At 29.4% G+C, this 24,661-nt stretch carries 30 protein-coding genes; 12 read left to right on the top strand and 18 right to left on the bottom strand.

The genetic code is table 11. The features are described from left to right. Positions 1 to 69: 69 nt before the first annotated feature. The 4 genes from L8X97_RS01755 to L8X97_RS01740 all read right to left on the bottom strand — a co-directional run bounded on the left by L8X97_RS01755 (position 70) and on the right by L8X97_RS01740 (position 3,508). Entirely contained in the window at positions 70 to 594 is a 525-nt protein-coding gene (locus L8X97_RS01755) for a DUF2165 family protein (RefSeq protein ID WP_263659025.1), read from the bottom strand. Positions 595 to 660: 66 nt separating this feature from the next. Next, entirely contained in the window at positions 661 to 2,781 is a 2,121-nt protein-coding gene (locus L8X97_RS01750) for a heavy metal translocating P-type ATPase (RefSeq protein WP_263662489.1), read from the bottom strand. Then, a complete protein-coding gene (locus tag L8X97_RS01745; protein ID WP_263662488.1) occupies positions 2,771 to 2,962 on the bottom strand; it encodes a heavy metal transport/detoxification protein in 192 nt (63 codons plus the stop codon). Before L8X97_RS01745 ends, L8X97_RS01750 begins: the two co-directional genes overlap by 11 nt. Beyond that, a complete protein-coding gene (locus L8X97_RS01740; RefSeq protein WP_263662487.1) occupies positions 2,963 to 3,508 on the bottom strand; it encodes a GNAT family N-acetyltransferase in 546 nt (181 codons plus the stop codon). It lies immediately after the preceding gene. Between the two features lie 80 nt (positions 3,509 to 3,588). On the opposite strand from L8X97_RS01740, the gene L8X97_RS01735 reads away from it, so the two are divergent. From L8X97_RS01735 to L8X97_RS01710, 6 genes are all read left to right on the top strand, one after another. Next, positions 3,589 to 4,296, top strand: coding sequence for a YebC/PmpR family DNA-binding transcriptional regulator (locus L8X97_RS01735; RefSeq protein WP_263659021.1), 708 nt, complete (start codon positions 3,589 to 3,591; stop codon positions 4,294 to 4,296). 9 nt (positions 4,297 to 4,305) lie between these two features. Then, a complete protein-coding gene (locus tag L8X97_RS01730; protein ID WP_133318677.1) occupies positions 4,306 to 4,788 on the top strand; it encodes a peptidylprolyl isomerase in 483 nt (160 codons plus the stop codon). Between the two features lie 48 nt (positions 4,789 to 4,836). Continuing rightward, complete coding sequence (locus L8X97_RS01725) at positions 4,837 to 5,265, top strand: trehalose-6-phosphate synthase (protein ID WP_263659020.1); 429 nt, start codon at positions 4,837 to 4,839, stop codon at positions 5,263 to 5,265. 50 nt (positions 5,266 to 5,315) lie between these two features. Next, the gene (locus L8X97_RS01720) at positions 5,316 to 5,921 is read left to right on the top strand and encodes a DedA family protein (protein ID WP_263659019.1); all 606 of its coding nucleotides are present in this window, start codon (positions 5,316 to 5,318) and stop codon (positions 5,919 to 5,921) included. A 127-nt stretch (positions 5,922 to 6,048) separates the two neighbouring features. Beyond that, positions 6,049 to 6,825, top strand: coding sequence for a threonine/serine ThrE exporter family protein (locus L8X97_RS01715; protein WP_220566900.1), 777 nt, complete (start codon positions 6,049 to 6,051; stop codon positions 6,823 to 6,825). Further along, positions 6,822 to 7,340, top strand: coding sequence for a threonine/serine exporter family protein (locus L8X97_RS01710; protein WP_133318673.1), 519 nt, complete (start codon positions 6,822 to 6,824; stop codon positions 7,338 to 7,340). The genes L8X97_RS01715 and L8X97_RS01710 overlap by 4 nt, the downstream gene beginning before the upstream one ends. Here the strand turns inward: L8X97_RS01710 and argS are convergent. The 12 genes from argS to mnmG form a co-directional block, all read right to left on the bottom strand. Then, complete coding sequence (gene argS, locus L8X97_RS01705) at positions 7,337 to 8,935, bottom strand: arginine--tRNA ligase (protein ID WP_412175781.1); 1,599 nt, start codon at positions 8,933 to 8,935, stop codon at positions 7,337 to 7,339. The two genes, L8X97_RS01710 and argS, sit on opposite strands and share 4 nt — an antisense overlap. Before the next feature lie 6 nt (positions 8,936 to 8,941). Continuing rightward, positions 8,942 to 9,181, bottom strand: coding sequence for a twin-arginine translocase TatA/TatE family subunit (locus tag L8X97_RS01700; protein WP_133318671.1), 240 nt, complete (start codon positions 9,179 to 9,181; stop codon positions 8,942 to 8,944). 1 nt (position 9,182) lies between these two features. Beyond that, positions 9,183 to 9,797 (bottom strand): guanylate kinase, encoded by a 615-nt coding sequence (gmk, locus tag L8X97_RS01695; RefSeq protein WP_263662485.1) that lies wholly within the window; start codon positions 9,795 to 9,797, stop codon positions 9,183 to 9,185. Then, positions 9,794 to 11,224 (bottom strand): hypothetical protein, encoded by a 1,431-nt coding sequence (locus tag L8X97_RS01690; RefSeq protein ID WP_263662484.1) that lies wholly within the window; start codon positions 11,222 to 11,224, stop codon positions 9,794 to 9,796. The genes gmk and L8X97_RS01690 overlap by 4 nt, the downstream gene beginning before the upstream one ends. A 58-nt stretch (positions 11,225 to 11,282) precedes the next feature. Beyond that, on the bottom strand, positions 11,283 to 12,053 hold the full coding sequence (fliR, locus tag L8X97_RS01685) for a flagellar biosynthetic protein FliR (RefSeq protein WP_133318669.1): 771 nt from the start codon (positions 12,051 to 12,053) through the stop codon (positions 11,283 to 11,285). Continuing rightward, on the bottom strand, positions 12,040 to 12,675 hold the full coding sequence (locus tag L8X97_RS01680) for an ABC transporter ATP-binding protein (RefSeq protein WP_133318668.1): 636 nt from the start codon (positions 12,673 to 12,675) through the stop codon (positions 12,040 to 12,042). The genes fliR and L8X97_RS01680 overlap by 14 nt, the downstream gene beginning before the upstream one ends. 2 nt (positions 12,676 to 12,677) lie before the next feature. Continuing rightward, positions 12,678 to 13,754 (bottom strand): translation elongation factor Ts, encoded by a 1,077-nt coding sequence (gene tsf / locus L8X97_RS01675; RefSeq protein ID WP_263661736.1) that lies wholly within the window; start codon positions 13,752 to 13,754, stop codon positions 12,678 to 12,680. Continuing rightward, a complete protein-coding gene (rpsB, locus tag L8X97_RS01670; protein ID WP_087700911.1) occupies positions 13,754 to 14,539 on the bottom strand; it encodes a 30S ribosomal protein S2 in 786 nt (261 codons plus the stop codon). Before rpsB ends, tsf begins: the two co-directional genes overlap by 1 nt. Before the next feature lie 173 nt (positions 14,540 to 14,712). Beyond that, complete coding sequence (locus L8X97_RS01665) at positions 14,713 to 15,840, bottom strand: c-type cytochrome (RefSeq protein WP_263662483.1); 1,128 nt, start codon at positions 15,838 to 15,840, stop codon at positions 14,713 to 14,715. Positions 15,841 to 15,842: 2 nt separating this feature from the next. Continuing rightward, a complete protein-coding gene (locus L8X97_RS01660) occupies positions 15,843 to 17,087 on the bottom strand; it encodes a cytochrome b (RefSeq protein ID WP_220567136.1) in 1,245 nt (414 codons plus the stop codon). A gap of 1 nt (position 17,088) precedes the next feature. Further along, positions 17,089 to 17,592, bottom strand: a complete 504-nt coding sequence (gene petA / locus L8X97_RS01655) for a ubiquinol-cytochrome c reductase iron-sulfur subunit (protein ID WP_133318665.1) — start codon at positions 17,590 to 17,592, stop codon at positions 17,089 to 17,091. A gap of 165 nt (positions 17,593 to 17,757) precedes the next feature. After that, positions 17,758 to 19,614, bottom strand: coding sequence for a tRNA uridine-5-carboxymethylaminomethyl(34) synthesis enzyme MnmG (mnmG, locus tag L8X97_RS01650; RefSeq protein WP_263659992.1), 1,857 nt, complete (start codon positions 19,612 to 19,614; stop codon positions 17,758 to 17,760). 123 nt (positions 19,615 to 19,737) lie between these two features. On the opposite strand from mnmG, the gene ribE reads away from it, so the two are divergent. The 3 genes from ribE to L8X97_RS01635 are packed head-to-tail and all read left to right on the top strand — an operon-like array spanning position 19,738 to position 21,186. Continuing rightward, positions 19,738 to 20,346 (top strand): riboflavin synthase, encoded by a 609-nt coding sequence (ribE, locus tag L8X97_RS01645; protein ID WP_263659993.1) that lies wholly within the window; start codon positions 19,738 to 19,740, stop codon positions 20,344 to 20,346. Then, positions 20,310 to 20,978: a peptidoglycan editing factor PgeF gene (gene pgeF / locus L8X97_RS01640; RefSeq protein ID WP_263659995.1), complete on the top strand. Its 669-nt coding sequence runs from the start codon at positions 20,310 to 20,312 to the stop codon at positions 20,976 to 20,978. The genes ribE and pgeF overlap by 37 nt, the downstream gene beginning before the upstream one ends. A 1-nt stretch (position 20,979) precedes the next feature. Beyond that, entirely contained in the window at positions 20,980 to 21,186 is a 207-nt protein-coding gene (locus tag L8X97_RS01635; RefSeq protein WP_133318661.1) for a hypothetical protein, read from the top strand. A 2-nt stretch (positions 21,187 to 21,188) separates the two neighbouring features. Here L8X97_RS01635 and L8X97_RS01630 read toward each other — a convergent pair whose 3' ends face one another. Further along, positions 21,189 to 22,412: a sensor histidine kinase gene (locus L8X97_RS01630; RefSeq protein ID WP_263659996.1), complete on the bottom strand. Its 1,224-nt coding sequence runs from the start codon at positions 22,410 to 22,412 to the stop codon at positions 21,189 to 21,191. Continuing rightward, on the bottom strand, positions 22,405 to 23,070 hold the full coding sequence (locus L8X97_RS01625; RefSeq protein WP_133318659.1) for a response regulator transcription factor: 666 nt from the start codon (positions 23,068 to 23,070) through the stop codon (positions 22,405 to 22,407). The genes L8X97_RS01630 and L8X97_RS01625 overlap by 8 nt, the downstream gene beginning before the upstream one ends. A 129-nt stretch (positions 23,071 to 23,199) precedes the next feature. On the opposite strand from L8X97_RS01625, the gene L8X97_RS01620 reads away from it, so the two are divergent. The 3 genes from L8X97_RS01620 (at position 23,200) to L8X97_RS01610 (ending at position 24,660) form a co-directional block, all read left to right on the top strand. Further along, positions 23,200 to 23,787 (top strand): bacteriohemerythrin, encoded by a 588-nt coding sequence (locus L8X97_RS01620; protein ID WP_220567131.1) that lies wholly within the window; start codon positions 23,200 to 23,202, stop codon positions 23,785 to 23,787. Positions 23,788 to 23,864: 77 nt separating this feature from the next. Next, positions 23,865 to 24,428, top strand: coding sequence for a bacteriohemerythrin (locus L8X97_RS01615; protein WP_263659997.1), 564 nt, complete (start codon positions 23,865 to 23,867; stop codon positions 24,426 to 24,428). A gap of 10 nt (positions 24,429 to 24,438) precedes the next feature. After that, the gene (locus tag L8X97_RS01610) at positions 24,439 to 24,660 is read left to right on the top strand and encodes a ribbon-helix-helix protein, CopG family (protein ID WP_263659998.1); all 222 of its coding nucleotides are present in this window, start codon (positions 24,439 to 24,441) and stop codon (positions 24,658 to 24,660) included. Position 24,661: the final 1 nt, after the last annotated feature.

The raw sequence follows: 24,661 nt of genomic DNA, 5'->3' as shown, positions 1-24,661 counted from the left end.
TATTTACAAGCTCAATTATTATAAAAACATTTTATATTTTCCACAAACCCTCAACAGAGAGTTTGTGATTTAATCATCGTTTTTAATACTAATATAAACTAATGCTAAAAGCATATAGGTTACTAATCTAGTAGCATCAGGCAAACCATTCCAAGTTTTACTCATCCACATGCCAAACCACTCTGCAGCCACCACTTGAAAACCAAAAAACCATAACAAACAACAACAAGTTAAAGCAATGATTCCAATTTTTTTAGCTTCATGGAAAGTTTTTGCATCTAAATTTCTTGCTTTAAACATATCTAAAGCACCTTTTAAAGCAGTCAGCATAATAAAAGCTTCAAAACAAATAATAAAGATATAGGCAATATGATGGATCGTAGAATTTGTAATAGCCCTATAAATAATAGCATTACCTAAATAATCAGGCTTAGTATCCATACTCATAACATGTTTTACAAACTGAAAATTTGAATTATAATCAGTTATATTACCAAAAACAACAATAGCAGCCAAAGAGGCAACGGTAAGCAAGATAATCATTTTAGAATATCTTATTACACTCATCATAGAAAAACTACAATTGCAATTCATTAAATACTCCTTTTTGTTAAAATTATATTAATATAATACAACAAATATTAAATAAAACTGAAATATCTAACGCAATCTTAAAGAATTGACTACAACCGTTACCGAACTAAAACACATTGCTAAAGCTGCCAAATGCGGACTAAGACTTATAAATGACACAAGACCTGCCGCAATGGGAATACATAAAGCATTATAAACAAAAGCCCAAAAAAGATTAAGTTTGATGATATTTTTAGTTCTTTGAGAAAGCTCAAAACAATAAGCTATTAAAGATAAATCATCTTTTATCAAAATCAAATCTCCGCTTTTTTTAGCAAGCTCACTTGCTTTAGAAAAACTTATGCTTGCGCTAGCTAAATTTAAAGCAGGAGCATCATTGATACCATCTCCTATAAAAAGAACTTTTTCTTTTTTGATTTTTTCTTTTATGAAATCAAGTTTTTGCTCAGGTTTTAAATCAGAATAATATTCATCAACATTAAGTTCATTTGCTATTTTAGTAACACTTTTTTTATTATCACCACTTAAAATAATACTTTTTATACCTTTTTGTTTTAAATTTGCTATCAAATTTTTAGCTTCGTTTTTAAGTTCATTTTTTAAACAAACCCCACCAAGACAAATATTATTTTTTGCAAAATACAAACATATAGGTGCTTGATCTTCAAATTCTTGCAAAAATTGCTTGCTTTTTTGTATATCAACACTATTTTCAAGCATTAATTTTTCATTGCCTATTAAATATTTATCATCATTTTCCTCATAAAGCAAACCACTACCCACTAAAACACTTAATTTTCCTTGTAAATTTAAATTTACATTCAATTTTTTAGTAAAAGCCTTTGCGATTGGATGTGAGCTTAAATTTTCAATTTGCGTGAGTTTTTGAAAATTTTCTTGAGTTAGATCATGCTTATAAACACTTAAATCATCTTGACTTAAAGTGCCTGTTTTATCAAAAATAGCAAGTTTTATACTAGCTAAATTCTCTAATACCGCTGGATTTTTTACTAAGATAAAATTTCTTGCACCATTTGCTAAAGCACTAACTATGGCTATAGGGGTTGCTAAGCCCAAAGCGCAAGGACAAGAGATTAAAAGAGTGGCACAAGCATGTAAAAATGCTGCGTTGACTCCTTCTTTAAAATACCAAAAAACAAACACAAAAAGCGATAAAACAATAATACAAGCTACAAAATAAGCTGAAATTTTATTAGCTAAATTTGCTAAAGGTGTTTTGATATTGCCTGCTTTAAAAACAAGATCTTTAATTTGTTCTAATGAGCTTTCAATCGCCTTTTTACTAGCTTTAATCTTTAAGCTTCCATTAATCAACACACTTCCTGCTAGAATTTCATCATTTTGCTTTTTCAAAAGTGGTAAAAATTCTCCTGTTAAAAAACTCACATCAACCTCAGCCTCGCCTGCTATAATCACCCCATCAACAACAACGCTTTCACCCTCTTTTACTAAAATCACATCATTTTCTTTTACAAAAGCACTAGGTATGCTTTTTATACTTGCATCTTCTAAGATTATATTAGCTTTTTTAATATCTATATTTTTTAGTTTGTTTTGATATTCTAAGGATTTAAATTTAGCCTTTTCTTCTAAGTATTTACCTAATAAAACAAAGCTTACAATCATCGCTCCGCCACTAAAATACAAATAACCATCTTTACTAAATACCTCAAAATACACAAAAAAAGAATATATAAAAGAAGTAAAAGCACCTAAGGATATCAAGGTATTCATATCTAAATTTTTATGTTTTAATCCTTTAAGAGCGTGGATAAAAAAACCTTTTCCACAATAAAAAATCGCTACCATAGATAAAAACATTTGAATTAAAGCAGAAACTTTTCCTTGAACAAACATTTCAAAATACATCACAATAGAGCTTAAAATTATACTCATAATAAGCTTTGTTTTCATATTTTTAAGCTCTTTGAGTTTAAATTCGTATAAATTTTGTTCTTCGTGCAATATCTCAAAACCCAAAGCTTTGATTTTTTCTTTGATCTTTGCTTCTAAAGATAAATCTTTAAGCAAAAACACTCCACTAGAATTGACATAAGAAACACTTACATCTTCTACCCCATCAATTTTTGCACAAACTTTTTCTATAGCATTAGAGCAATTAACACAAGTCATATTGCCTATTTTTAACTTTAACTCATGCTTCATCTGTCTCAAAACCTAAATCTTGCAATTGTTTTTTAAACTCTTCAACTTGCTCTGCTTTTAAATCAATCTCTATACTTTTATTTTTAACACTTATTTGCATAGCACCAAATTCATCTTCCAATGAAACTTTAATTAAATTTACACAACTTTGACAATTAATATTTTTAGTTTTTATAATCATTTATTCTCCTTTTTCTCTGTATTCATATTTATGAGTGTGAAAAATTTTATTTTTTATCAATTTAAAACCCATTTTTTCATAAAGCATTTTTGCATTTATATTTTCATCTTCTACGATTAATGAAAGCTTTTTACCATTTTTTAAAGCTTCATTGAAAGCACATTCAATCAATTTCTTAGCAATACCTTTTCCTCTTACTTTTTCATCCACACAAATACTATCTAAGTAAAACTCATTTTCACATTCTTTTAAAACTTTTTCATTGATTCCTAAAAATTCTAAATGCTCATTTAAAGGCTTATCTAGCTCATCCGCCAAAGCCCCATCATAAAAACAAATCGCACCTAAAATTTCCCTATCTTCTTCATAAACATATATATTTTCATAGCTTAAACGATTATTTTCTTGAGTGAAGAAATTTTCTAAAACCTCTATGGCTTTTTGATGATCATTATAACCACTAAGTTTGTATATAAAATGATCCATTGCTAAAGCAAGCAATTGTATGCATTTTTTAACATCATCTTTTCTAGCTTTTCTGATCACTCTTTTACTCCTTTAAAATCAAATTTAGACTTCTTAGTTTATACTTTTAACTTTAAAACAATATAAGAAAGAGAGAATTTATGGGAAGAGCGTTTGAATATCGCAGAGCCTCTAAAGAAGCAAGATGGGATAAAATGAGCAAACTTTTTCCAAAACTTGCAAAGGCTATACAAGTAGCAGCAAAAGAAGGCGGAGCTGATCCTGATATGAACCCAAAGCTTCGTAGTGCCATAGCTACTGCAAAAGCTAATAATATGCCAAAAGACAATATCGATGCAGCTATTAAAAGAGCAAGTGGAAAAGATAGTGCTGATATTAAAAATATCCACTATGAGGGAAAAGCAGCACATGGGGCTTTAATCATTGTTGAGTGTATGAGTGATAATCCTACACGCACAGTGGCTAATGTAAAAGCAATTTTTAGCAAAAATGGTGGAGAAATTTTACAAAATGGCTCTTTGACTTTTATGTTTTCACATAAAGCTGTTTTTCATCTTGAAAAATATGATGGAGATCTAGAAGAACTTGAACTTGAACTCATTGATGCGGGACTTGAAGAACTTGAACAAAATGAAGAAGAATTACTAATTATAGGTGATTACACTGCTTTTGGTGAACTTAGTAACGCCATAGAAAAAAAAGACTTAGTGCTTAAAAAAGCAGGACTTGAATATCTTGCTAATAACCCCGTAAGCTTTAGCGAAGAGCAACTTCTTGATATTGAAAAATTGCTTGATAAATTAGAAGATGATGATGATGTACAAGCAGTTTATACCAACATAGAATAGGAGCAAAAAATGCTTAAAAAAATCGACATAAAAGATGCAAAAAAATACAATTTTGCTATCATTAGCACCGAAAAAGGTGATATGAAATTAGAATTATTTCCCGATGAAGCACCACAAACTGTGTGTAATTTTGCCAACTTAGCCAATGAAGGTTTTTATGATGAGCTTGTTTTTCACCGCGTGATTCCAAATTTTGTAATACAAGGTGGTTGTCCTTATGGTATAGGTTCAGGTGGCCCTGGTTATGAGATAGAATGTGAATGTGACGATCAAAAACACAAGCACTTAAGAGGTAGCTTATCTATGGCTCATGCTGGTAGAGATACAGGTGGTTCACAATTTTTTATTTGTCACAGCCCACAACCTCATTTAGATGGAGTGCATACTATCTTTGGACAAATCAATCCTGAAGACAAAGAAAGTTTAGAAGTACTAGATAGCATTAGAGCAGGAGATAAAATCAAAACTATCCAAATTTTAGAAAAACTTTAATTTTACATCTCCTTAAAATTGTGCTATGATTTTTTAAGGAGATTAGTTATGCATTTTATTTTTATTTGTATTCATCTTATCTGTGCTATATTTTTTATAGCCTATGTATTTTTTGATGTTTGTGTTTATTGCTTTGCTTATAAACACGAAAGCAAAGAAGATTGCGATAAAATTAAAAAAGCCTATGCCAAATCAAGTATTTTTATTTTTGCTAGTATTTTTATCTTACTTTTATTGAGTGGTTTTTATCTTTTAAGTTTTTATGAATTTAATTCTTTTTGGGATTTTTTTGCAAGCAATTTTGGAGTATTTTTATTTATCAAGCTTTTGCTACTAATAACAATGTTAGCTTTAACTTGTTATTCTTTGTTTTTTATAAGAATTTTAAAAAGAAAAGATCCTTTAAAATCTCACTTGATTGCTTTGATTTTATGTATTTTAATAGTCATTTGTGCAAAAGCCATGCTATATTTTTAAAACATTAAAACTAAATTTATATCATTAGTTTAAAAAATTAAAGGGTATTTATGCTTGGTGATATTATAGATTTTTTACTTACTCTTACAAAAGATTGGGGTTACTGGGGGATTATCTTTCTTATGTTTATAGAAAGCTCCTTTTTTCCTTTTCCTAGTGAAGTAGTGATGATACCTGCTGGATATTTAGCTCATCAAAACGAACTTAACTTTTGGCTATGTCTACTTTGTGGGACTTTTGGAGCTCTTTTGGGTGCTTTATTAAATTATTACTTATGTTATTTTTTAGGGCGTAATGTTATTTTAAAAATATGTAAATATTTTGGAGTTAATGAAACAAAATTTGCTCAGTTTGAAGCCTTTTTCAATAAACATGGTGAAATATCAACATTTAGTGGTAGATTAATCCCTGGATTGCGTCAATACATTTCCTTACCTGCTGGACTTGCAAGAATGAATTTGAAAAAATTTATATTTTATACTAGTTTAGGAGCTGGAATTTGGTGTTTAATTTTACTTATATTAGGTTATATTTTAGGTAAAAATGAAGACTTACTTAAAGAATATCTACATTTTGTTATTATTGCTTGTATTATTTTTATAAGTATGCTTTTAACTATCTATATTTATATACAAAAAAAGAAAAATCACACTTAAATTTTATTAACTTCCTTAAATTACCTAGTGCATATGTTTTTAATATTTTTACAAAAATATTTTAAATTTATAAGATTTTATATTTTAATTTTGATAAAATCTTTAAAAACTATTTTAAAGAATATTTATGCAAAAACCATCAATTCAAAATTTAACTAATTTTTTAATCGAATATATTAGCGTTTTTCTAAGTGCAGGAACTTACACAGCAAGAGTAGCAAAATGCGTTGGAAGGATAGCTAATGCGTATGGTTATGAAATTAATATGAATTTTTTCTTTCATCATACTACGCTAAATATTTTTGATAAAGATGATAACTCTATACAAAGAACCTACATCATACCTAACAAACACAACCATATTAATTTTAAACTTATTTTAGAACTTAGTGCATTAAGTTGGCAAATTCATGATCATAAATATAACCTAGAAGAAGCCAAAATTTCTCTTTTAAAACTCAAACAAACCAAAAGAAATCCTTTTTTAGCTAATTTATTTTTAGTTTCAGCAGCAAATTCGGCCTTTTGTAAGCTATTTGGGGGAGATTTTTATGGATGTTTATTTGTATTTTTAGCTACTTTGGTGGGTTTTAGTTTGAGAGTTTTACTCACTAGAATAAAAATTGATTTAAGAATTCAATATATTTTTTGCTCTTTTTTATCTTCTTTTATTGTGTTTTTTGGAGTGGATTTAAAGCTTATACAAGAAGCAAATATTGCTTTGGGTTCTAGTATCTTGTATTTAATACCTGGAGTTTATTTTATAAACTCAATTATAGATATTTTAAAAGATCACATACTTATGGGTTTTAGTCGTATTATTAGTGTGGCGATATTGGTATGCTGTATTGCTATTGGAATTTATACCACTCTTAGCATTAGTGACTTTGGAATTTTAAGATGATTGATTATTCTTCTATACTTTGGGATATGTTTTTTGCAGCTTTAACAGGATTTGGTTTTGCTTATGTGTGTAATCCGCCCTTTAAAACACTCATACTCTCAGCCATATTAGCCGCCATAGCACATGGTATGCGTTTTACTCTAATGGGGTATTTTGGCTTTCAAACTTTAGCTATTGCGACCTTTATAGCTTCTTTTAGCATAGGTTGTCTTGGTTTGTTTTTGGCTAAGATTTTTAAAACACCTGCTGAAATTATAGCTTTTCCTGCTCTTATCCCTATGATACCCGGAATTTACGCATACAAAGCTATATTGTATTTGATTTCTTTTATACGCTCAGAGGATATTGGCGAAAAAACTAATTTTTTGATTCATTTTTTTGATTATTTCTTTACAACACTTTCGGTAACATTAGCTCTAGCAGTAGGAGTAAGCATAACCTTGCTTTTATTTTTTGAACAAAGCTTTATGATGACAAGAAGTATTAAAAAAAGCAAAAATCACGATCAAAATTAATCGTGATTCATTTTATTCTTTGCCTCTATTCCCATGAGTGCAAAAGCTGTTTTAATACTCAAGGCACATATAGCAAAAAGTTTTAAAAGCTCATCTTCATTGCTTGAGCCAACAACTTTATTTTCATTATAAAATTTATGAAATAAAGAGGCTAAATTTTTTAAATAATCAGGAATTTTTTGCAAGGCTCTTGATTCGAATGCATCATTAAGTACTGCTTTTAAATTTAAGCTTTCAAACAAAAGATTCATACCATCTTCATTTAAACTCTCAAATTTAGCATATATAACATCATTTACACTCTTACCTGCTTTGGCAAATACTTGATGAATTCTCGCATGAGCATAATTAATATAATACACAGGATTAGAGCTGTCTTCTTTTTTAAACTCATCTACATCAAATTCCAAATGCGTATCACATTTTTTACTGATAAAAATATATCTTAGCACATCACTACCAAGTTCTTCTAAAACATCACCCATTAAAATGAAATTTCCTGCTCTTTTACTCATCTTATAAGGCTCGCCATTTTTTAAGAGTGAAACCATTTGTGCTAAGATAATTTCAAGATTTTGACTATCATGACCTAAAAATTCCATAGCAGCTTTCATTCTAGCTATATAGCCGTGATGATCAGCCCCCCATATATTGATACACTTATCATAACCACGACTCATTTTATCTTTATGATAAACTATATCAGCAGCTAGATAAGTTCCTCTTCCATCATCTTTAATAACCACACGATCTTTTTCATCACCTTTAGCACTTGATGTAAGCCATATTTTACCATCTTGCTCATAAGTACCACCATGCTCTTTTAAGACTTTTAAAGTATTTTCTAATTCACTATAATAGCTTGTTTCACTCACATAAGTATCAATAAATATCTTAGCATCGGCTAAATTTTGCTTAATAATTTTTAGCATTTTATCCTTAGCCCAAAGCGCTAATTGTGGAATATTTCCTTCTATAAAAAAATCTTTTTCAAATTCAGCAAAAGCCTCTTTTGCCACATCTATGATATATTCACCTTTATAATACTCATCAGGATATTGAACTTGCTCTTTTAGGCAATGTTCTTTTACTGCAAGCAATATAGAAAGACCTAAAAGATAAATTTGATTACCCGCATCATTAACATAATATTCTGTATCAAATTTATATCCTAAATGTCTAGCAACCCTAGTTAAAGTATCACCAAAAATAGCCCCTCTAGCATGCCCTATGTGTAAAGGTCCTGTTGGATTTGCACTAACATATTCAAGTAAAAAACTCTGCTCTTTTTTTTCATCTTTTGCAAAATTTTCACTATCACTCAAAGCTTGCGTAGCCAAAGAATTTAAAAAAGCCTTTGAAAGCTTAAAATTTACATAACCATTTAAAGCCTCTACACTTTCAAAACAATCACAATCTTTTAACTTAGCAACAATATCATTAGCAATTATTACAGGGTTTTGCCTTAATTCTTTAGCTAAAGAAAAAGCCAAAGGTGTAGCAAAATGGGCTAGATTTTTATTTTTAGGATTTTCTAAGATAAAATCTCTTCCTAGTTTCTCTTTAATTTCTTTATAAACTAAAGTTTTCAACATATCGCCTTAAGCTTTTTTTGTTTCTTCATTATTTTCTTTTACTAGCACATCTTTTTCGTTGATTTTTTCAATTTTTTGTGCATCTTCTTGAACGATTTTTTTATCATCATCAGTATTCATTTCATCTTTAAAAGTTTTAATACCTTTTCCTAAACCTTTAGCAAGCTCTGGAATTTTTTTAGCACCAAAAAGTAATACTACAATAAGTAATATGATTAACCATTGGGTTCCACTTGGCATATGCATTTTATTCTCCTTTATTCCATTGAATTTGAATTTGTTTTAAATCATGTTTTGCACTTTTTAATTTTGAAGCTTCAAAAACTGCTTCTAACTCCCTATAACTTTTTTCTAGATCATCATTTATGATTAAAAAATCATATCGATCCAAATAAGCCATTTCATCACTAGCATTTTCTAATCTTTTGCTAATATCTTCTATTTTATCAGTATTTCGCTTAAGCAATCTTTTTTCAAGTTCTTTTTTGTTTTTGGTTGTAATAAAAACAGAGGTAATATATTCAGGCATTTTTTCTTTAGCTATGCAAAAACCTTGTACATCAATATCAAAAACGACACTTTTACCCTCTTGTAATGCTTTTTTTACAGGGATTAACGAAGTACCATAGTAATTTTTATGCACCAAAGCCCATTCTAAAAAATCGCCTTTTTCTATACCTTGTTTAAATTCTTCTTCGCTGATAAAAAAATAATCTACTCCATTTTTTTCATTTTCTCTAGGAACTCTTGTTGTACTTGAAATAGAAAAATAAATATTATCTTTTTCTTTAAAAAGCCTTTGAAGCAAGGTGCTCTTCCCTGCTCCACTTGGTCCTGAGATGATTAAAATTTGACCACTCAATGTTTATCCTCATCAAAGCTTATATTAATGTTTATATTCATTTTCATGCCTTTTAAGGCTGCTTTTAAAGTATCATCAGTAATACTTGAAGTAATGGTTTGAGCTATACTCTTACTAAGCTCATTTACCATTTCATCTTCTTGTAAATTTTCTATTTTTTCTTGAGTGCTTAATCTATTTTCTTCTTTCTTTTCTACAATAGCTGGAGCAAGCTCTTCACCTAAAGCCAACATAATATCATTTTCATTTAAATTTGCAAACTCATCTTGTGTATCGTCTAAAATTTCGCTCATATTTTCCTCTATATTTTCCTCTATATTTTCCTCTATATTTTCCTCTATATTTTCCTCTATATTTTCCTCTATATTTTCCTCTATATTTTCCTCTAAATCAAAAGCTTGCGTATTTTCATTGTTATCTGTTTCTTGAGTGTCAAAATTTTGCATTAACTCCCCATCAAGACCATTAAATTCTTCATCAAGCTCATCAATAGCGGCCAATTCTTCTTTTATCTTATCTTGAGTACTTAGCTCTTCTTCTAGTTGAAAATCATCTATACTTTCATTTTCAAATATTTCTTCAACCATAGGCTCATTTTCTTCTAAAGCCATTTTTTCTTCTTTTTCCTCACCAATAAATTGAGCATCTTCAGGTAAATCATCAAAGCTCATTTCTTTTTCACCTATCTCTTCAACCATAGGTAGTGTATCAAAAGAATCAAATTCAACAGGGGTTTCTTCTATATTTTCTTCTATATTTTCTTCTATATTTTCTTCTATATTTTCTTCTATATTTTCTTCTATATTTTCTTCTATATTTTCTTCTATATTTTCTTCTATATTTTCTTTATCTAAGCTATCTGAAAAAACTAAATCATCTTCTGTTTTCTCTTCATCTATTAACTCACTTGTTGCATCAAACATATCATCATTTTTTAATCCATCACCTAAATTCTCTTCAAAAAAATCTTCTTGTAAATTTAAATCATCTTCACTCAAATTTTCTTCATGTTCAGACAAATCAATACCTTCTAAAAGTTCATTTCCATCCAAAGGCATATCTTTACCAACAACTTCCTCATCATCAAAATTTAGTTCATCTTCGCTCAAAGCATCTTTTTGAATATCATCCAAAACCCCATCTCCGCTTAGAAGATTTATAAAATCGGTAGGTAAAAACGGTTTATACAAACACTCTATACCTTCTTTTTGTTCTAGGTTTCTAGGTAACAAATAAATCAATCTATCACATTTACTTTTTAAATCATCTAAATCAGCCTCAATATCATGATCTATAATAATTACATCATAAAATCCCTCAAGCTCCTCAATACCCGTGAGCTCCTCAAAATCATAACCTAATTTTTGAACTCCCAAACTAATTAATTTTGAAACAGCTATATTGGAATTTATTAGCAAAACCCTCATTATCATCTCCCAAGAATAAAAAATACATTATTTTAAAACATTTTTAATTATTTAATGCTTATATATTAAAAAATAACAACTCCATATGCTCAAAACTTTTTACTATTAAATTTTTAAAATATTGCATCATAATAAGTAAAATAGCAATAAGAACCGCGAAAGACAAAAATATCTTGATAGGATAACCAACCACTAAAAGATTAAATTGCGGCATAGTTTTCATAAGCATGCCAAAAATCACATCTGATAGCAAAGAAATAGCTAAAACAGGAAAAGCCATAGAAAAACCAAGCACAAAAATATTTACCATAGCTTTATTTAAATAAAGCATTAAATTTTCATGTGGATAAAATCCACCTAAACTAATATATTCCAATGAATTAGATATAAAAAGCAAAATCAAATGATGTCCATCAAAAGCTAAAAATACAAGCAAAGCTAATAAATTTAAAACTTGTGAAATTACAGGAGTATTTGCACCTGTTGTGGGATCCATAACACTAGCCATTGAAAAACCCATAGTAAAAGAAATCTGCTCACCTGCCATTTGCAAAATGGCAAAAGTCATTTGCAAAATCATTCCTGCTATCATCCCAAAAATAACTTCACTTAAAAGATATAGAATAAAAAAAGAATCAGGTGTATTATTTTCAAGTTTAGCTAAAGGGTATAAAAACATTGTTAAAAACATTACCAAAGTTGTTTTTACCACCAAAGGAATACTATTATGAGAAAAAAAAGGGAAAAAAACTATCAACCCACTCATTCTAGCAAACAAAAGCATGAAAATAACTACATTTTCATCACCTAAATATTTAACAAATTCCATGGTTGTTTAAGTGAAAAACCTTATCACATTTTTTAGCAAGCTCTTGATCATGCGTAACAAAAATTAAAGCTGCATTGTTTTCTTTGATATAATCAATCAAAATATCCATTACATTTAAAGCATTTTTAAAATCTAAATTTCCGGTAGCCTCATCTGCAAAAATAATTTTTGGCTTCTTGCTTAAAACCCTAGCTATACTTACTCTTTGCTGTTGTCCACCGCTTAATTTTGTGATTTTTTGATTCATTAAATCTGCAATATCAAGTTTTTTTAATAATTCATAATCAATATTCTGCCCACTTAAAACACTCGCAAGTTCTATATTTTCAAAAGCCAAAAAACCTTTAAATAAATAATGCATTTGAAAAATAATACCAAAATCTTTTCTACGAATTTCTAGCAAAGCTTCATCATCTAAGTCGTATAAATCTTGATTATTATAAAAAACTTTTCCCGATTGAGGTTTTAATAAGGTAGATAAAATATGCAAAAGAGTAGATTTACCACATCCACTGCTTCCACATACTGCAATACAATCTTTTGTATTTAAAGTAAAATTTAAATTTTCAAAAAGCGGAATATCAAAACTATGGTTTAAATTTTCCGCTTTTAAAAGTTCCATTTTTAACCAATTTGTGCAGCAACTTCAGCAGCAAAATCTTCAGTTTTCTTTTCTAGGCCCTCACCTACTTCAAAACGAATAAATTTGACTATTTTGATAGTTCCGCCTAGTTCCTTTTCTTTATCAGCAATTACTTGTTCGATAGTTTTTTTATCATCCATTACATAAAACTGACCCATTAAAGTAAGTCTGCTATCAAGTTGAGAGTTATCTGCTATAAAACTATTCAACTTACCTGGGATAATATTAGGCCAAATTTTTTCTGGCTTACCTTGTGCTTGAAGTTCAGCCTTAATAGCTTCTTCAGCTGCTTGAATTACCTCTTGAGTTAATTGTTTTCTGCTTGCATATTTTGGAATTTTATGCTCTGGTTTATTAGGATCTTTTAATCTTCTTCTTTCTTCATTTTCTTTTTCTAACTCAGCAACTAAAGCTTTATACTCATTTTCTACAAAATCCATATCAAGCTCTTCATAAGATAAATAACTTGGCTTCATTGCAGCAATATGCATACAAATATGTTTTAAAAATTCTCCACACTTGCTAGCCGTAGCTTCACTATCGCAAGCTGCAGCAATAACTACACCAACACGACCATTGGTGTGAATATAACCATTTACTATGCCATTAGCACCTTCTTTTAAAGTAGCAAATCTTCTAACAACTAAATTTTCACCAATAGTTGCAATTTGGCTTTTTAAGTACTCTTCAAATTTAACACCATTAATCTCACTTGAATGTAATTCTTCAACATTTTGAAGACTCTTAGCTTGAATATGTGCTGTTGTATCTTTTGTTAAAGCAATAAATTGTTCATTTTTAGCAACAAAATCTGTTTCTGAGTTAATTTCACTTACAGTTGCACATTTAAAATCATCACTTACTTTTACACTTACTAAACCTTCAGCAGCTAAACGATCAGCTTTTTTATCAGCTTTTCCAAGCCCTTTTTCTCTTAAAAGCTGCACTGCTTTTTCAAAATCACCATCTGTATCTTTTAAAGCATTTTTACAATCCATCATACCTGCGCCAGTACTCTCGCGCAGTTCTTTTACCATTTGTGCAGTGATTTCAGCCATTACTCTTTATCTCCTTCAAAATCTTCTTCACTCATAGCTTCTTCTAAAACTTCTTTTTTCTCTTCTTCAGAAATAGGCTGTTCTTCGCTAACTTCACCATCTTGCTCTCTTAATGCTTTACCTTCATTGATTGCTTCAGCCATTTCTTGACAGAAAAGTTGAACCGAACGAATTGCATCATCATTTCCTGGAATTGGAAAATCAACTAAATCAGGATCGCAGTTTGTATCTAGTGGAGCAACTACAGGGATTTTTAATCTATTAGCTTCTTGTACTGCAATTTTTTCTTTAACAGTATCAATAACAAAAATCATATCAGGTTGAGTTTTCATATATCTAATACCACCAAGATATGCTAGTAATTTTTCTTTTTTTCTAGTAAGCATTAATGCTTCTTTTTTAGTTAAAAGTTTAATACTTCCATCTTCTTCCATTTTTTCTATAACTTCTAATTTTCTAATTGATTGGCGGATAGTTCCAAAATTTGTCATCATACCACCAAGCCATCTGTGATTTACATAAGGCATACCACATTTTTCAGCGTATTCTTTAATCGCTCCACCTGCTTGTTTTTTAGTTCCAACAAATAAAATTGTCTTACCTTCTGCTGCAGCGTCACGAACAATGTTATATGTATATCTAAAATATCTAAGCGTTTTTTGCAAATCAATTACATAAATACCTTTTCTTTCACCAAAAATAAATTTTTTCATTTTTGGATTCCATCTTCTTGTTTGGTGTCCAAAGTGTACACCACACTCTAATAAATCTCTCATGCTTACCATGAAATTCTCCTTGAAATAAAATAATTAGGTTTATTCCTCCGCATTCTTTAACCCATAAGCAACCTAATAAGGAAATTAATGCGTGTGAAATGAAAAAATATTATATCAAATTTTATTTTATATTTAGCTTATTATTGAAGAAAAAGAACGCCACAAGGCGTTCTTTGAGTAAATTAGTGTAGTTTAGACCAAACTGATCTTTTCCAACCTATAGCAAAAATACTTAAGATAGCAAAGAATATCATAATATAAATTCCTGTTTGTTCTCTTTCTTCTTTTTTACTATCACCAACTTTTTCAAGATAACTAATAACTTGAGTTTGTGCTTTTTCATTTAGACCAACTCTTGGCATAGCAGTTCCATGAATTTTCTTTTGAGGTTCATTGATAAAGATTTCAAGATAATGCGCGCCTTTAGAACGAATCATCATAGATAAATCCGGAGGCGTCATACCAAGATAATTTTTTAAATCACTCATATTTGAACTTGAAACAAAACCATCATACTTTACATCATGGCATCTTCCGCAAGCATTTTCAAATGTATGTTTGTTTTTAGCAAAATCAAATTCTTTTGCAATTAAAGCCGTTTTTGCTTGCTCTGAAAGCTCTTGGTTTTTAGCATATTTTTCTTCTAAATCTGCTTTTAATTTTGTATCAAATTCCTTCTCATACTCACTAGCTGTATTTTTAAAGAATGCAATTAAATCTGCTAAATCTTGATTATCTTGTGCTTCATCACCACTTAAAGGATAAGCAGGCATTAAGAATGGATTTTCATCATTAAATTTATGTGAAATTTGCAAAGCCTTAACTGGATCAACAATCAGTGCTGCTAAAAATTTCTCATCATAAATAGCACCCGCATCACTTAAATCAGGAGGTGTTACACCTAAAGAAGAATCTGTAATAGTAGCAGGAATTCCGACGGCTTTCACACCATGACATGCAATACAATTTCCTTCAAAAAGCTCTTTTCCTTTTTGTGCATTACCTTTACTAAAATCAATTTTTGCGATTTTTTCCCATAATTGCTTAGTAGCTTCTTCTTGGCTTTTAGCAAGCTCTAGTGCTTTTTGAGCATTAGCTATAGCTTTTTCACTTCCTGAAGCATTAGCATCTATTGCAGCTTTTTCTTTTAAAGCAACTTCGCCTTTGGTAAATTCTACATCAGCTTTTGCAAAGTCAAAATTAACCGGAGTTGAAGGAGGATTCATCACTGAATGTGCATAAGGCTCAACCCCCCAATAAACTAAACCTGTGAAAAAGACAACTACAAAAAATATTTTTAATTCTCTCATTATTAGCCCCTTTTTCTTTCCATGATAGTAATAATTGGTAAGACTACTAACAGTAATAGTAAAAATACCATAGAAGCATAAAATCCTATCCAAGCATTAATTCCTGTTGGAGGAAGCTTTCCATAAACTGTTAGTACAATTAAATCTATCAATAACACCCAAAACCATACAAAAAACATTGGTCTTTCGTGTGCTGGTTTTACAACATCACTTCTATCAAGCCAAGGTAACAAGAAGAAAATAATTTGTGCTATACCAAACGCTGCAAGACCTATATCAAAAGCTTTAATGCTTCCAACATCAAAGAAAAATCCTCTTAAAACTTCATAACTCCATAAGAAATACCACTCAGGATAAATATGAGGAGGTGTTTTTAAAGAATTTGCTGGGTCAAAGTTAATTGGATCCATTGCGAAATTAAATTTAAAACACACCAAATAGAAGAAGAAAATCATAAATAACGCAATATACATAAAATCTTTAGCTAAAAATCCTGGCCAAAAAGGAATAACTTTAGAACCTTTTGTATCACCTGCTAAATATTTTTCAGCTTCCAAATCAAAATCAATTTCTTCTGAAATTTCATTATTTACATGAGGAATTCTTAAAGAATAAAAGTGGAATGCAATAATTGCTAAAATTACAATAGGTAATAAACACACATGCAGCATAAAAAATCTAGTTAAAGTTGGATCTGATACTGCAAAATCTCCTCTTATCCAAATAACTAATGCATCACCTATAAAAGGAATTCCGCCAAAAAGCTGAGTAATAACTTGAGCAGCCCAAAAACTCATCTGTCCCCAAGGTAACATATACCCACTAAATGCTTCTGCTGAAAATACAACAAACAAAAGCATACCGCTAATCCAAATCATCTCACGACCCTTTTTATAAGAGCCATAATAAATTCCCGTTAACATATGGATATATATGATTAAAAACACAACTGAAGCAGCCACACCATGCATATGACGCCAAAGCCAACCATACTCTACTTCTTGCATGATAGTTTTATTAACACTATCAAAAGCCAAAGCCACATCTGGCTTATAATACATTACTAAAAATAGACCTGAAATAAATAAAATAGCAAAAAGAGTTGTCAAGATAACACCCATTGCCCATAAGAAGTTAATTTGTTTTGGTATCCAATACTGAGCCATTAAAACATTAAAAAGCTTATTTACAGCTAATCTTTGATCAAGCCAATCTATAATACCACTAGCTTTTTTTATCTGTGCCATATCAAGCCTCCGCAATCATTTTTTTATATTCTGGACCTTCTTCGCCTAACACTAGTTTAGTTCCATCAATTCTAAAAGGAGGAATGTCCAAAGGTCTTGGAGGAGGACCAAATACATTTTTACCACTAGTGTCAAATTCGCCACCGTGGCATGCGCACTTAAACAATTTCTCACTTGGAGCATAAGCCGGAATACAGCCTAAATGCGTGCAAAGACCAATAACTACAGTATATGCAACATCACCCACAATAACATCCCTACTGCTATCTTTTGCCATATCCGCATCTTTTTTTAAGATAAATATAGGCTTTTTACGCCACTCGATTGTTCTTAATTCGCCTTCTTTCATACCAGAAAGATCTACGGTAGTAATACCTGCTGCTTTTACACTTGGGAGCGGATCCCATGTTTTTTTCATTGCAACTAATGAAAAAGCACCACCCACAGCAGCTACCGTTCCAAAGGCAAAGCCCATAAAGCTTCGTCTACTTTCAGATGTAGCCATTTTACTTCCTTTGTTTTGATTTATTTGTTGTAAAGTATAGCAGTTTATCTAAAAAATAATAAATTTTTTCTTTATATAAAAAAGCTTTATTTAAGATATGCAAGTATTTATTTAAAATAACAGAAGTGTATTTATTTTCAAATCAAAACAATAGATAAGTTAATATCATCTATTGTTTTTCATTTTGATATAAATATGCAAAATATCTAAAGCAGCAGGGGTGATGCCACTAATTTGCGAAGCAGCAAAAATAGTTGGCGGATTAAATTTTTGCAGTTTTTCCACCACTTCATTACTCAAACCACTTACACTTTTAAAGTCAAAATTTTCAGGAATTTTTAAGTCATTTAAGTTTTTCATTTTTTCTATTTGTGCTTTTTGCATTGCTATATAATGATAATATTTTGCTTCATTTAAAATTTCATTTAAAGAATACTCATCCATTTTTGCAAACATTTCATCTAGAGCTTTTAATTTTTCTATATTAAAACTCGCCCTTGCAACAATTTTTTGCAAACTTACTATTGAGGTAATTTTTTCTTCTTTAATGCTTTGCAAAAATTCATTATTTTGATTGCTTGGTGTCCATGTAGTTTGAAGTAAAAACTCAAGTCCTTTCCTAACATTTTGCTTTATATTATCAATATATGCATAGTCTTCTTGACTTAAAAGTTTAAAATTATGTCCATATTCTCCAAGTCTTAAAATAGCATTTTCTTCTCTTAAGAGCAGTCTATATTCAGCTCTTGAAGTAAACATTCTATAAGGCTCTTTTGTGCCTTTCATTACTAAATCATCGATTAATACCCCTATATAAGCCTCATCGCGTCTTAATACAAAAGGCTCTTTTTCATCAATTGCTAAAACCGCGTTCACTCCTGCCATAAAACCTTGTGCAGCTGCTTCTTCATAACCAGTAGTTCCGTTAATTTGCCCAGCACAATACAAATTTTTAATCTTTTTAGTTTCTAAAGTATGTTTTAACTCCGTTGGATCAATATAATCATACTCTATGGCATAACCAAAACGCGTGATTTTAGCATTTTCAAAACCTTTTATACTTCTTAACATCGCAATTTGCACTTCATAAGGAAGTGAAGTAGAAAAGCCATTGATATAATATTCAGTAGCATCTTTAGTTTGTGGCTCTATAAATAAATGATGACTTTCTTTATCACCAAAACGATTAATCTTATCTTCTATAGATGGACAATATCTTGGACCTATACCTTCAATTTGTCCTGTAAAAAGCGGAGCTCGGTAAAAGTTACTTTTTATAATCTCATGTGTTTTTAAATTTGTTCTTGCTATATAACATGGAAGTTGATTAGGATTGAAATTTTTTGTTTTAAAACTAAAGGCCTTAGGATTTTCATCTCCGGGTTGAATTTCTAAAACACTAAAATCAATACTTTTAGCATCTACTCTTGGACAAGTTCCTGTTTTTAACCTCCCTACTTTTAAACCACTTTGTTTTAAATACTCACCCAAATTTGCAGACGCAAGCTCACCTACCCTACCTGCTTGAAGCTTAGTTTCACCTATATGGATAAGTCCATTTAAAAAAGTTCCTGTTGTAAGTATGATTTTTTTAGCAAAATATGTATTTTCTAAATTAGTTTTAACGCCCTTAACTTCATCATTTTCTATAAGTAAAGACAAAGCTTGCTCTTGAGAGATTTCTAAATTTTCAAGTTTTAAAAGCTTATTTCTAGCACAAATTCTATAAGCGTCCATATCAATTTGCGCTCTACTTCCACGCACTGCAACACCTTTGCTTTCATTTAAAATTCTAAATTGAATTCCAGCCTCATCAGTGATTTGTCCCATAAGTCCACCCATAGCATCAAGCTCTTTTACCAAATGTCCTTTTGCTAAGCCGCCTATAGCAGGATTACAACTTGCAGCACCAATTTGCTCGATTAAAGTAGTTAAAAGTAAAGTTTTTTTGCCCATTCTAGCGGCAGCAGCACTAGCCTCAACTCCAGCATGCCCGCCACCTATTACGATTATATCATACATATTTTGACCTCATTTTTATAAAAAAGGCAAAAATTATATAATATTTTTTAAAATAAAACACTAAAAATACTTTTTGAAATTTAAAAGTTTTAGATAAAATCTCATAAAAATTAAAGGTATTGAATGTTTAATGGATTAATCCGCGAATTAGCCTTTGTCAAATCATATCAAAACAACACTTTAAGATTAAAAGCAAGTTACAAACCAAAACTAGGTGATAGTATAGCAGTTAATGGTGCGTGCTTGAGCGTAACAAAACTTTTTGATAATGGCTTTAATCTTGAACTTTCTTATGAAACAAGAACTCACATAGCTATTGAAAATTTAAAAGACTATGTGCATATTGAACCTGCATTAGCTTATGGCGATAGAATAGATGGGCATTTAATGCAAGGACACATTGATGGTATAGGTGAAATTACTAATATTTCTAAAAAAGAAAACGGAGTTGATTTTTATATTAAATGCCCTGATAATATACAAATTTATATGGCAAATAAAGCAAGTGTAGCTATAGATGGAGTAAGTTTAACTATCAATGAAGTTTTAAAAGATAGTATTCGTTTGACTATTATTCCTATAACCTTTAATGAAACCTTGTTTAAAAATTACACCATAGGAAGACGCGTCAATATAGAAAGTGATCTTTTAGCAAGATACATACACAGACAATTAAATTATAAAAAAGAAATTTCATGGCAACAAATAGACAAGATTACATCACTTTATTAGAAAATGATTTCGCAAAAGCTTTTGTAGCCTTTGATCAAGATTATAATATTTTTAGAGCAAAAATTTGTAATAATATTTTTCCTCGTGAAAATTCTATAAAAAAGTGTGTATTTTTAAATCAAATTCATTCTAATATCATCACTCAGTATAATAAAAATTTTCATTTTAACGCTGATGGGATAATTAGCAATGAAAAAAATATAGCTTTATGTATTTTAAGCGCTGATTGCCTGCCTTTGCTTTTATATGATGATAAAAATAAAACCATAGCAGCTTTGCATTCAGGCAGAAAAGGTTGTTTTGAAAATATCTTAAAAGAAGCTGTTTTGAAAATGCAAGAAAGTTTTAACACTCAAACCAAGAATTTAAAACTCATCATTTCAGCAGGAATTTGTGTTAAAAATTATGAAATTAATGGCGAGGTTTTAAACCACAGCAAAGAAAATTTTGCGCATTTTTTACATGAAAATAAGCTTGATTTAAAAGCATTAGTTAAATTTCAAGCAAAAGAATTAGGTATTAATGATATTTTTGATATCAATCTTTGCACCTTTGATGATGAGAGATTTTTTTCTTATAGAAAAAATCAAACTCCAAAGCGCATTGTTAGCGTGATTTATTTAAAGGATTAAAATGTATGAAGTAAAAAATCTACTTGCTTTAAAAATTCTACAAAAAGCTAGAGAATTTGGCGATAATGACTTAAGCAATGAACTTTTAATCACTCAAATGCTAAATCATACCCCACAAACTCTAAATCAAAACGATACTAAAAATTTAAATGAATTTATCACAACGCTTATAAATGCTAAAGAAAAAGCTAAAATGAGCAATAAATAATTTTAATTTTTCCAAGTTAAAATAAATTTTGTTCCTTTCTTTAACTCACTTTCTACTTTTATTTTTATATTATGTTCTTTACAAATTTTATCCACCAAAGAAAGTCCTATACCAAAACCACCTTGATTTTCATTAAATCTTGAATAACGCTCAAAAATATTAGCCAAATTTTCCTTTGCTATGCCACAACCACTATCTGCTATTATAAGTTTTTGCTCTAAAAGTGCTATTTTAATATGTCCATTTTTTATATTATATTTTATAGCGTTATTAACAAGATTATCAAACATTTTAAAAAATTGCTCTTTATTAGCATAAATTTTTCCATTATCCTCTAAAACAAGTTCTAAGTCAATATTTTTTTGCTCTAAAAATATCTTAAAATACTCCATTCTTTCTTTAATCAAATTTTTTAAAAATATCCAATCTTTTTTTGCTTCATAAGCTTGAGAAAAATTTAAAAAAGTTAAATCTGAATACAAATGACTCAAAGTCAAAGCAGCTATTTTCACACGCTTTAAAGCTTTAATTTCTTCAAAATTCTTTTTTCTTTCTAAACTCTCTACACTCATTAATATTGCACTAATTGGGGTATTAATCTCATGAGTGGTATCTTTTATAAAATTATTTAAAAACCTTATTCTTGCTTCTAAAGGCTTGAGTGCAAATTTAAGTATTAAATATCCTACCAAACTAACAAAAATCAAAGAAAGTACCATAGCTAAAGCAACTTTAAATCTTATAAATCCAAGTTCTTTAGAAATATCATCACCTTGTATTAAAACTCTTAAACGATTTACATCTCCTAATATTTCTAAAGCACTTTGATTTTGATTATCAGCAAGTAACAAGCTATTTAAATTTATATCAGCTACATAAATCAAAGTGTTATTGTTATAAATATTCGCATTATTTGATTTAAAAAAAGTTGTTTGAGCGGGTAAATCAAGATTAGAAAAATAAACCTTAGTTCTATCAAATATTGCAAATTTTATATTAGAAATTTGAGCTATTTTCTTAGCACTTTTTTCTATGGGTTCAAAACGCGATTTTTCCATTTGCAAAATCACAAAACGATGTTCTTGTCTTAGCTTTATGCTATATTCGCTTATTAAATCTTCTATTAACTTAGCATACCATATACCAAAAAGCACTATAAGAATACTTCCTATACTTACTAAATACAAAGAAAGAATTTGCCATGCAACGCGCTTGGCTTCATGCATAACAATACCCTCTTCCTCTTTGATTGATAATGCTTTCTTTTCCTAAAATTTTTCGTAAATTTTTCACATAAGCTCTCAGACTAAGCTCACTTGGCTCTTGATCATATTCCCAAATTTCTTCAAAAATATAAGCAGTATCTATAAATTTACCTTTATTTTTCAAAAGTAATGATAAAAGTTTTAATTCTTTTAAGGGTAAAGACAATGGCTTATCGTTTTGATATAAAGTTTGCGATATAAAAGCAAATTTAAAACCATTTCCCAAGTCCTCATAATCTTCATTTTTATGCGCAAAAGAACGCTTTAAAATAGCATTAATCCTTATTTTTAACTCCTGCAATTCAAAAGGCTTTTTGATATAATCATCACAACCACATTCAAATCCTTGTTGTAAATCCATAGTAGTATTTAAAGAGGTCATAAAAATAGCTGGGGTATATCTACCTGCTTCTCTTAAATTTTTAAGCACACTAAAACCATCTCCTAAAGGGACTTTTACATCCAAAATCCATAAATCAAAATTTTTCTCATAAGCTTTATCTTGTGCATCTTGAGCATTATCCACCAAAACCACTTCAAAGCCTTCTTCTTCTAAAAACTCACTAACAATTTCCCCTAAGTTAATATCATCTTCTAGTAAAAGAATTTGCGTAGCCATTTTAAGCCTTTTATGCTATTTTAATTTGGATTATTATATTTTTTTTATGTAAATTTAGTGTGAATTTAGCATATTTAAAGGCAAGTATTTATAAAATATTAACTATTTTATTGAATTTAGGATTTTATTATGTTGCCAAATTGGGATCAAAAATATAGTATTAATAATGAAAAAATTGACGAACAACATAAAAAACTTTTTGAACTTGCTGCCAAAGTGGAAGAAATTTCAGATAGGCCAGTTTATCAAGTCGAGCTTAAAAAGATAGTTGCTGAATTTTTTCACTATATTAAAATTCATTTTCAAGATGAAGAATCCTATATGGCTGAGATTAATTACCCTTATCTAAATCAACACAAACTCATGCATAAACAAATCACAAAATCCATGATAAAACTCATACAAAGTATAAAAAGTACAAATGATTTAAAAGAAAAATTATATATAGTAGTTAATTCATGGTTGATAGAACACATCATTCAGCATGATATGATGATAGAACATTGGCGTCAAAACACCCAAGCAAAGAATTCTTCAGATACTTTTGAAGAAGAAGCTCCAAAACCAAAAAAATTCTTATATCAATGTCAATGCGAAGGAAAAACACACAAGGTTCCTTATGATATTCATTTAAAAATGCAATATTCTAAAGTGCAGTTTAAATGTAAAGAATGCTCTGCGAATTTAATACAATACAAAGAAAAAATAGAAATCTAATAAAAATTAATAATAATTTAAAATATAGTAAACTATAATGCTTATAAAACTCTTCTAAATATAAACAAGGAGCTAACATGCTACCAAAATGGTGTAGTAAATATAGTATCCATAATGAAGAAATTGACAGACAGCATAAAAAACTTTTTGAACTTGCTGCAAATGTCGAGATGATTTCAGATAAACCTGTCCATAAAGGACAAATTAAATTTTTACTTGCAGATTTTTTTAATTATATGAAAGAACATTTTGCCGAAGAAGAAAAATACATGGCAAAAATAGGTTATCCTGAACTTTCTAACCATCAAAAAATTCACAAAAGTATCATCCAATCTATGATTGATTTAATTCAAAATCTCAAAAGCACAAATGATCTCAAAGAAAAACTTAATGTCATTGCATCAAAATGGCTTTTAGAACATATTTTAAGAGAAGATATGAAGATAGAAAAATGGCATCAAGCACAACTAAATAAAAATGCCAATACTACAACTTTTCAAGAAAATCAAGAAATTTATGAATATATTTGCTCTTGTGTAAATAAAATTCACAAAGTTCCTTGCGAAATTCACCAAAAAATTCAATTAAACAATGCAAGTTACAAATGTAAAACTTGTCAAGAAGCTATCAAACTAAAATAAAGGTTATAAAATGAATAAACGCTACACTTTAACTCTTCCATTAGAGCTTTATGAACGCTTAAATCAAACTGCGAAATTTTCTAAAAAGAAAAAAGCTGAAATTTTACGCAATGCTTTAGAAAATTATCTTGATGAAATAGAAGACTTTGCTCCAGCCATAGAAGCTTTAGAAGATTTAAAAGATGGAAATAGTAAAAAGTTAGATAACATTATAAAAAAATTAAAATGTTAAC

The sequence above is a fragment of the Campylobacter sp. CNRCH_2013_0671h genome (genome assembly GCF_025773055.1).
GTDB classification, from domain to species: domain Bacteria; phylum Campylobacterota; class Campylobacteria; order Campylobacterales; family Campylobacteraceae; genus Campylobacter_D; species Campylobacter_D lari_D.
The sequence above is the reverse complement of the archived record's forward strand: the minus strand, read 5'-3'. Positions and strand labels throughout refer to the sequence as shown.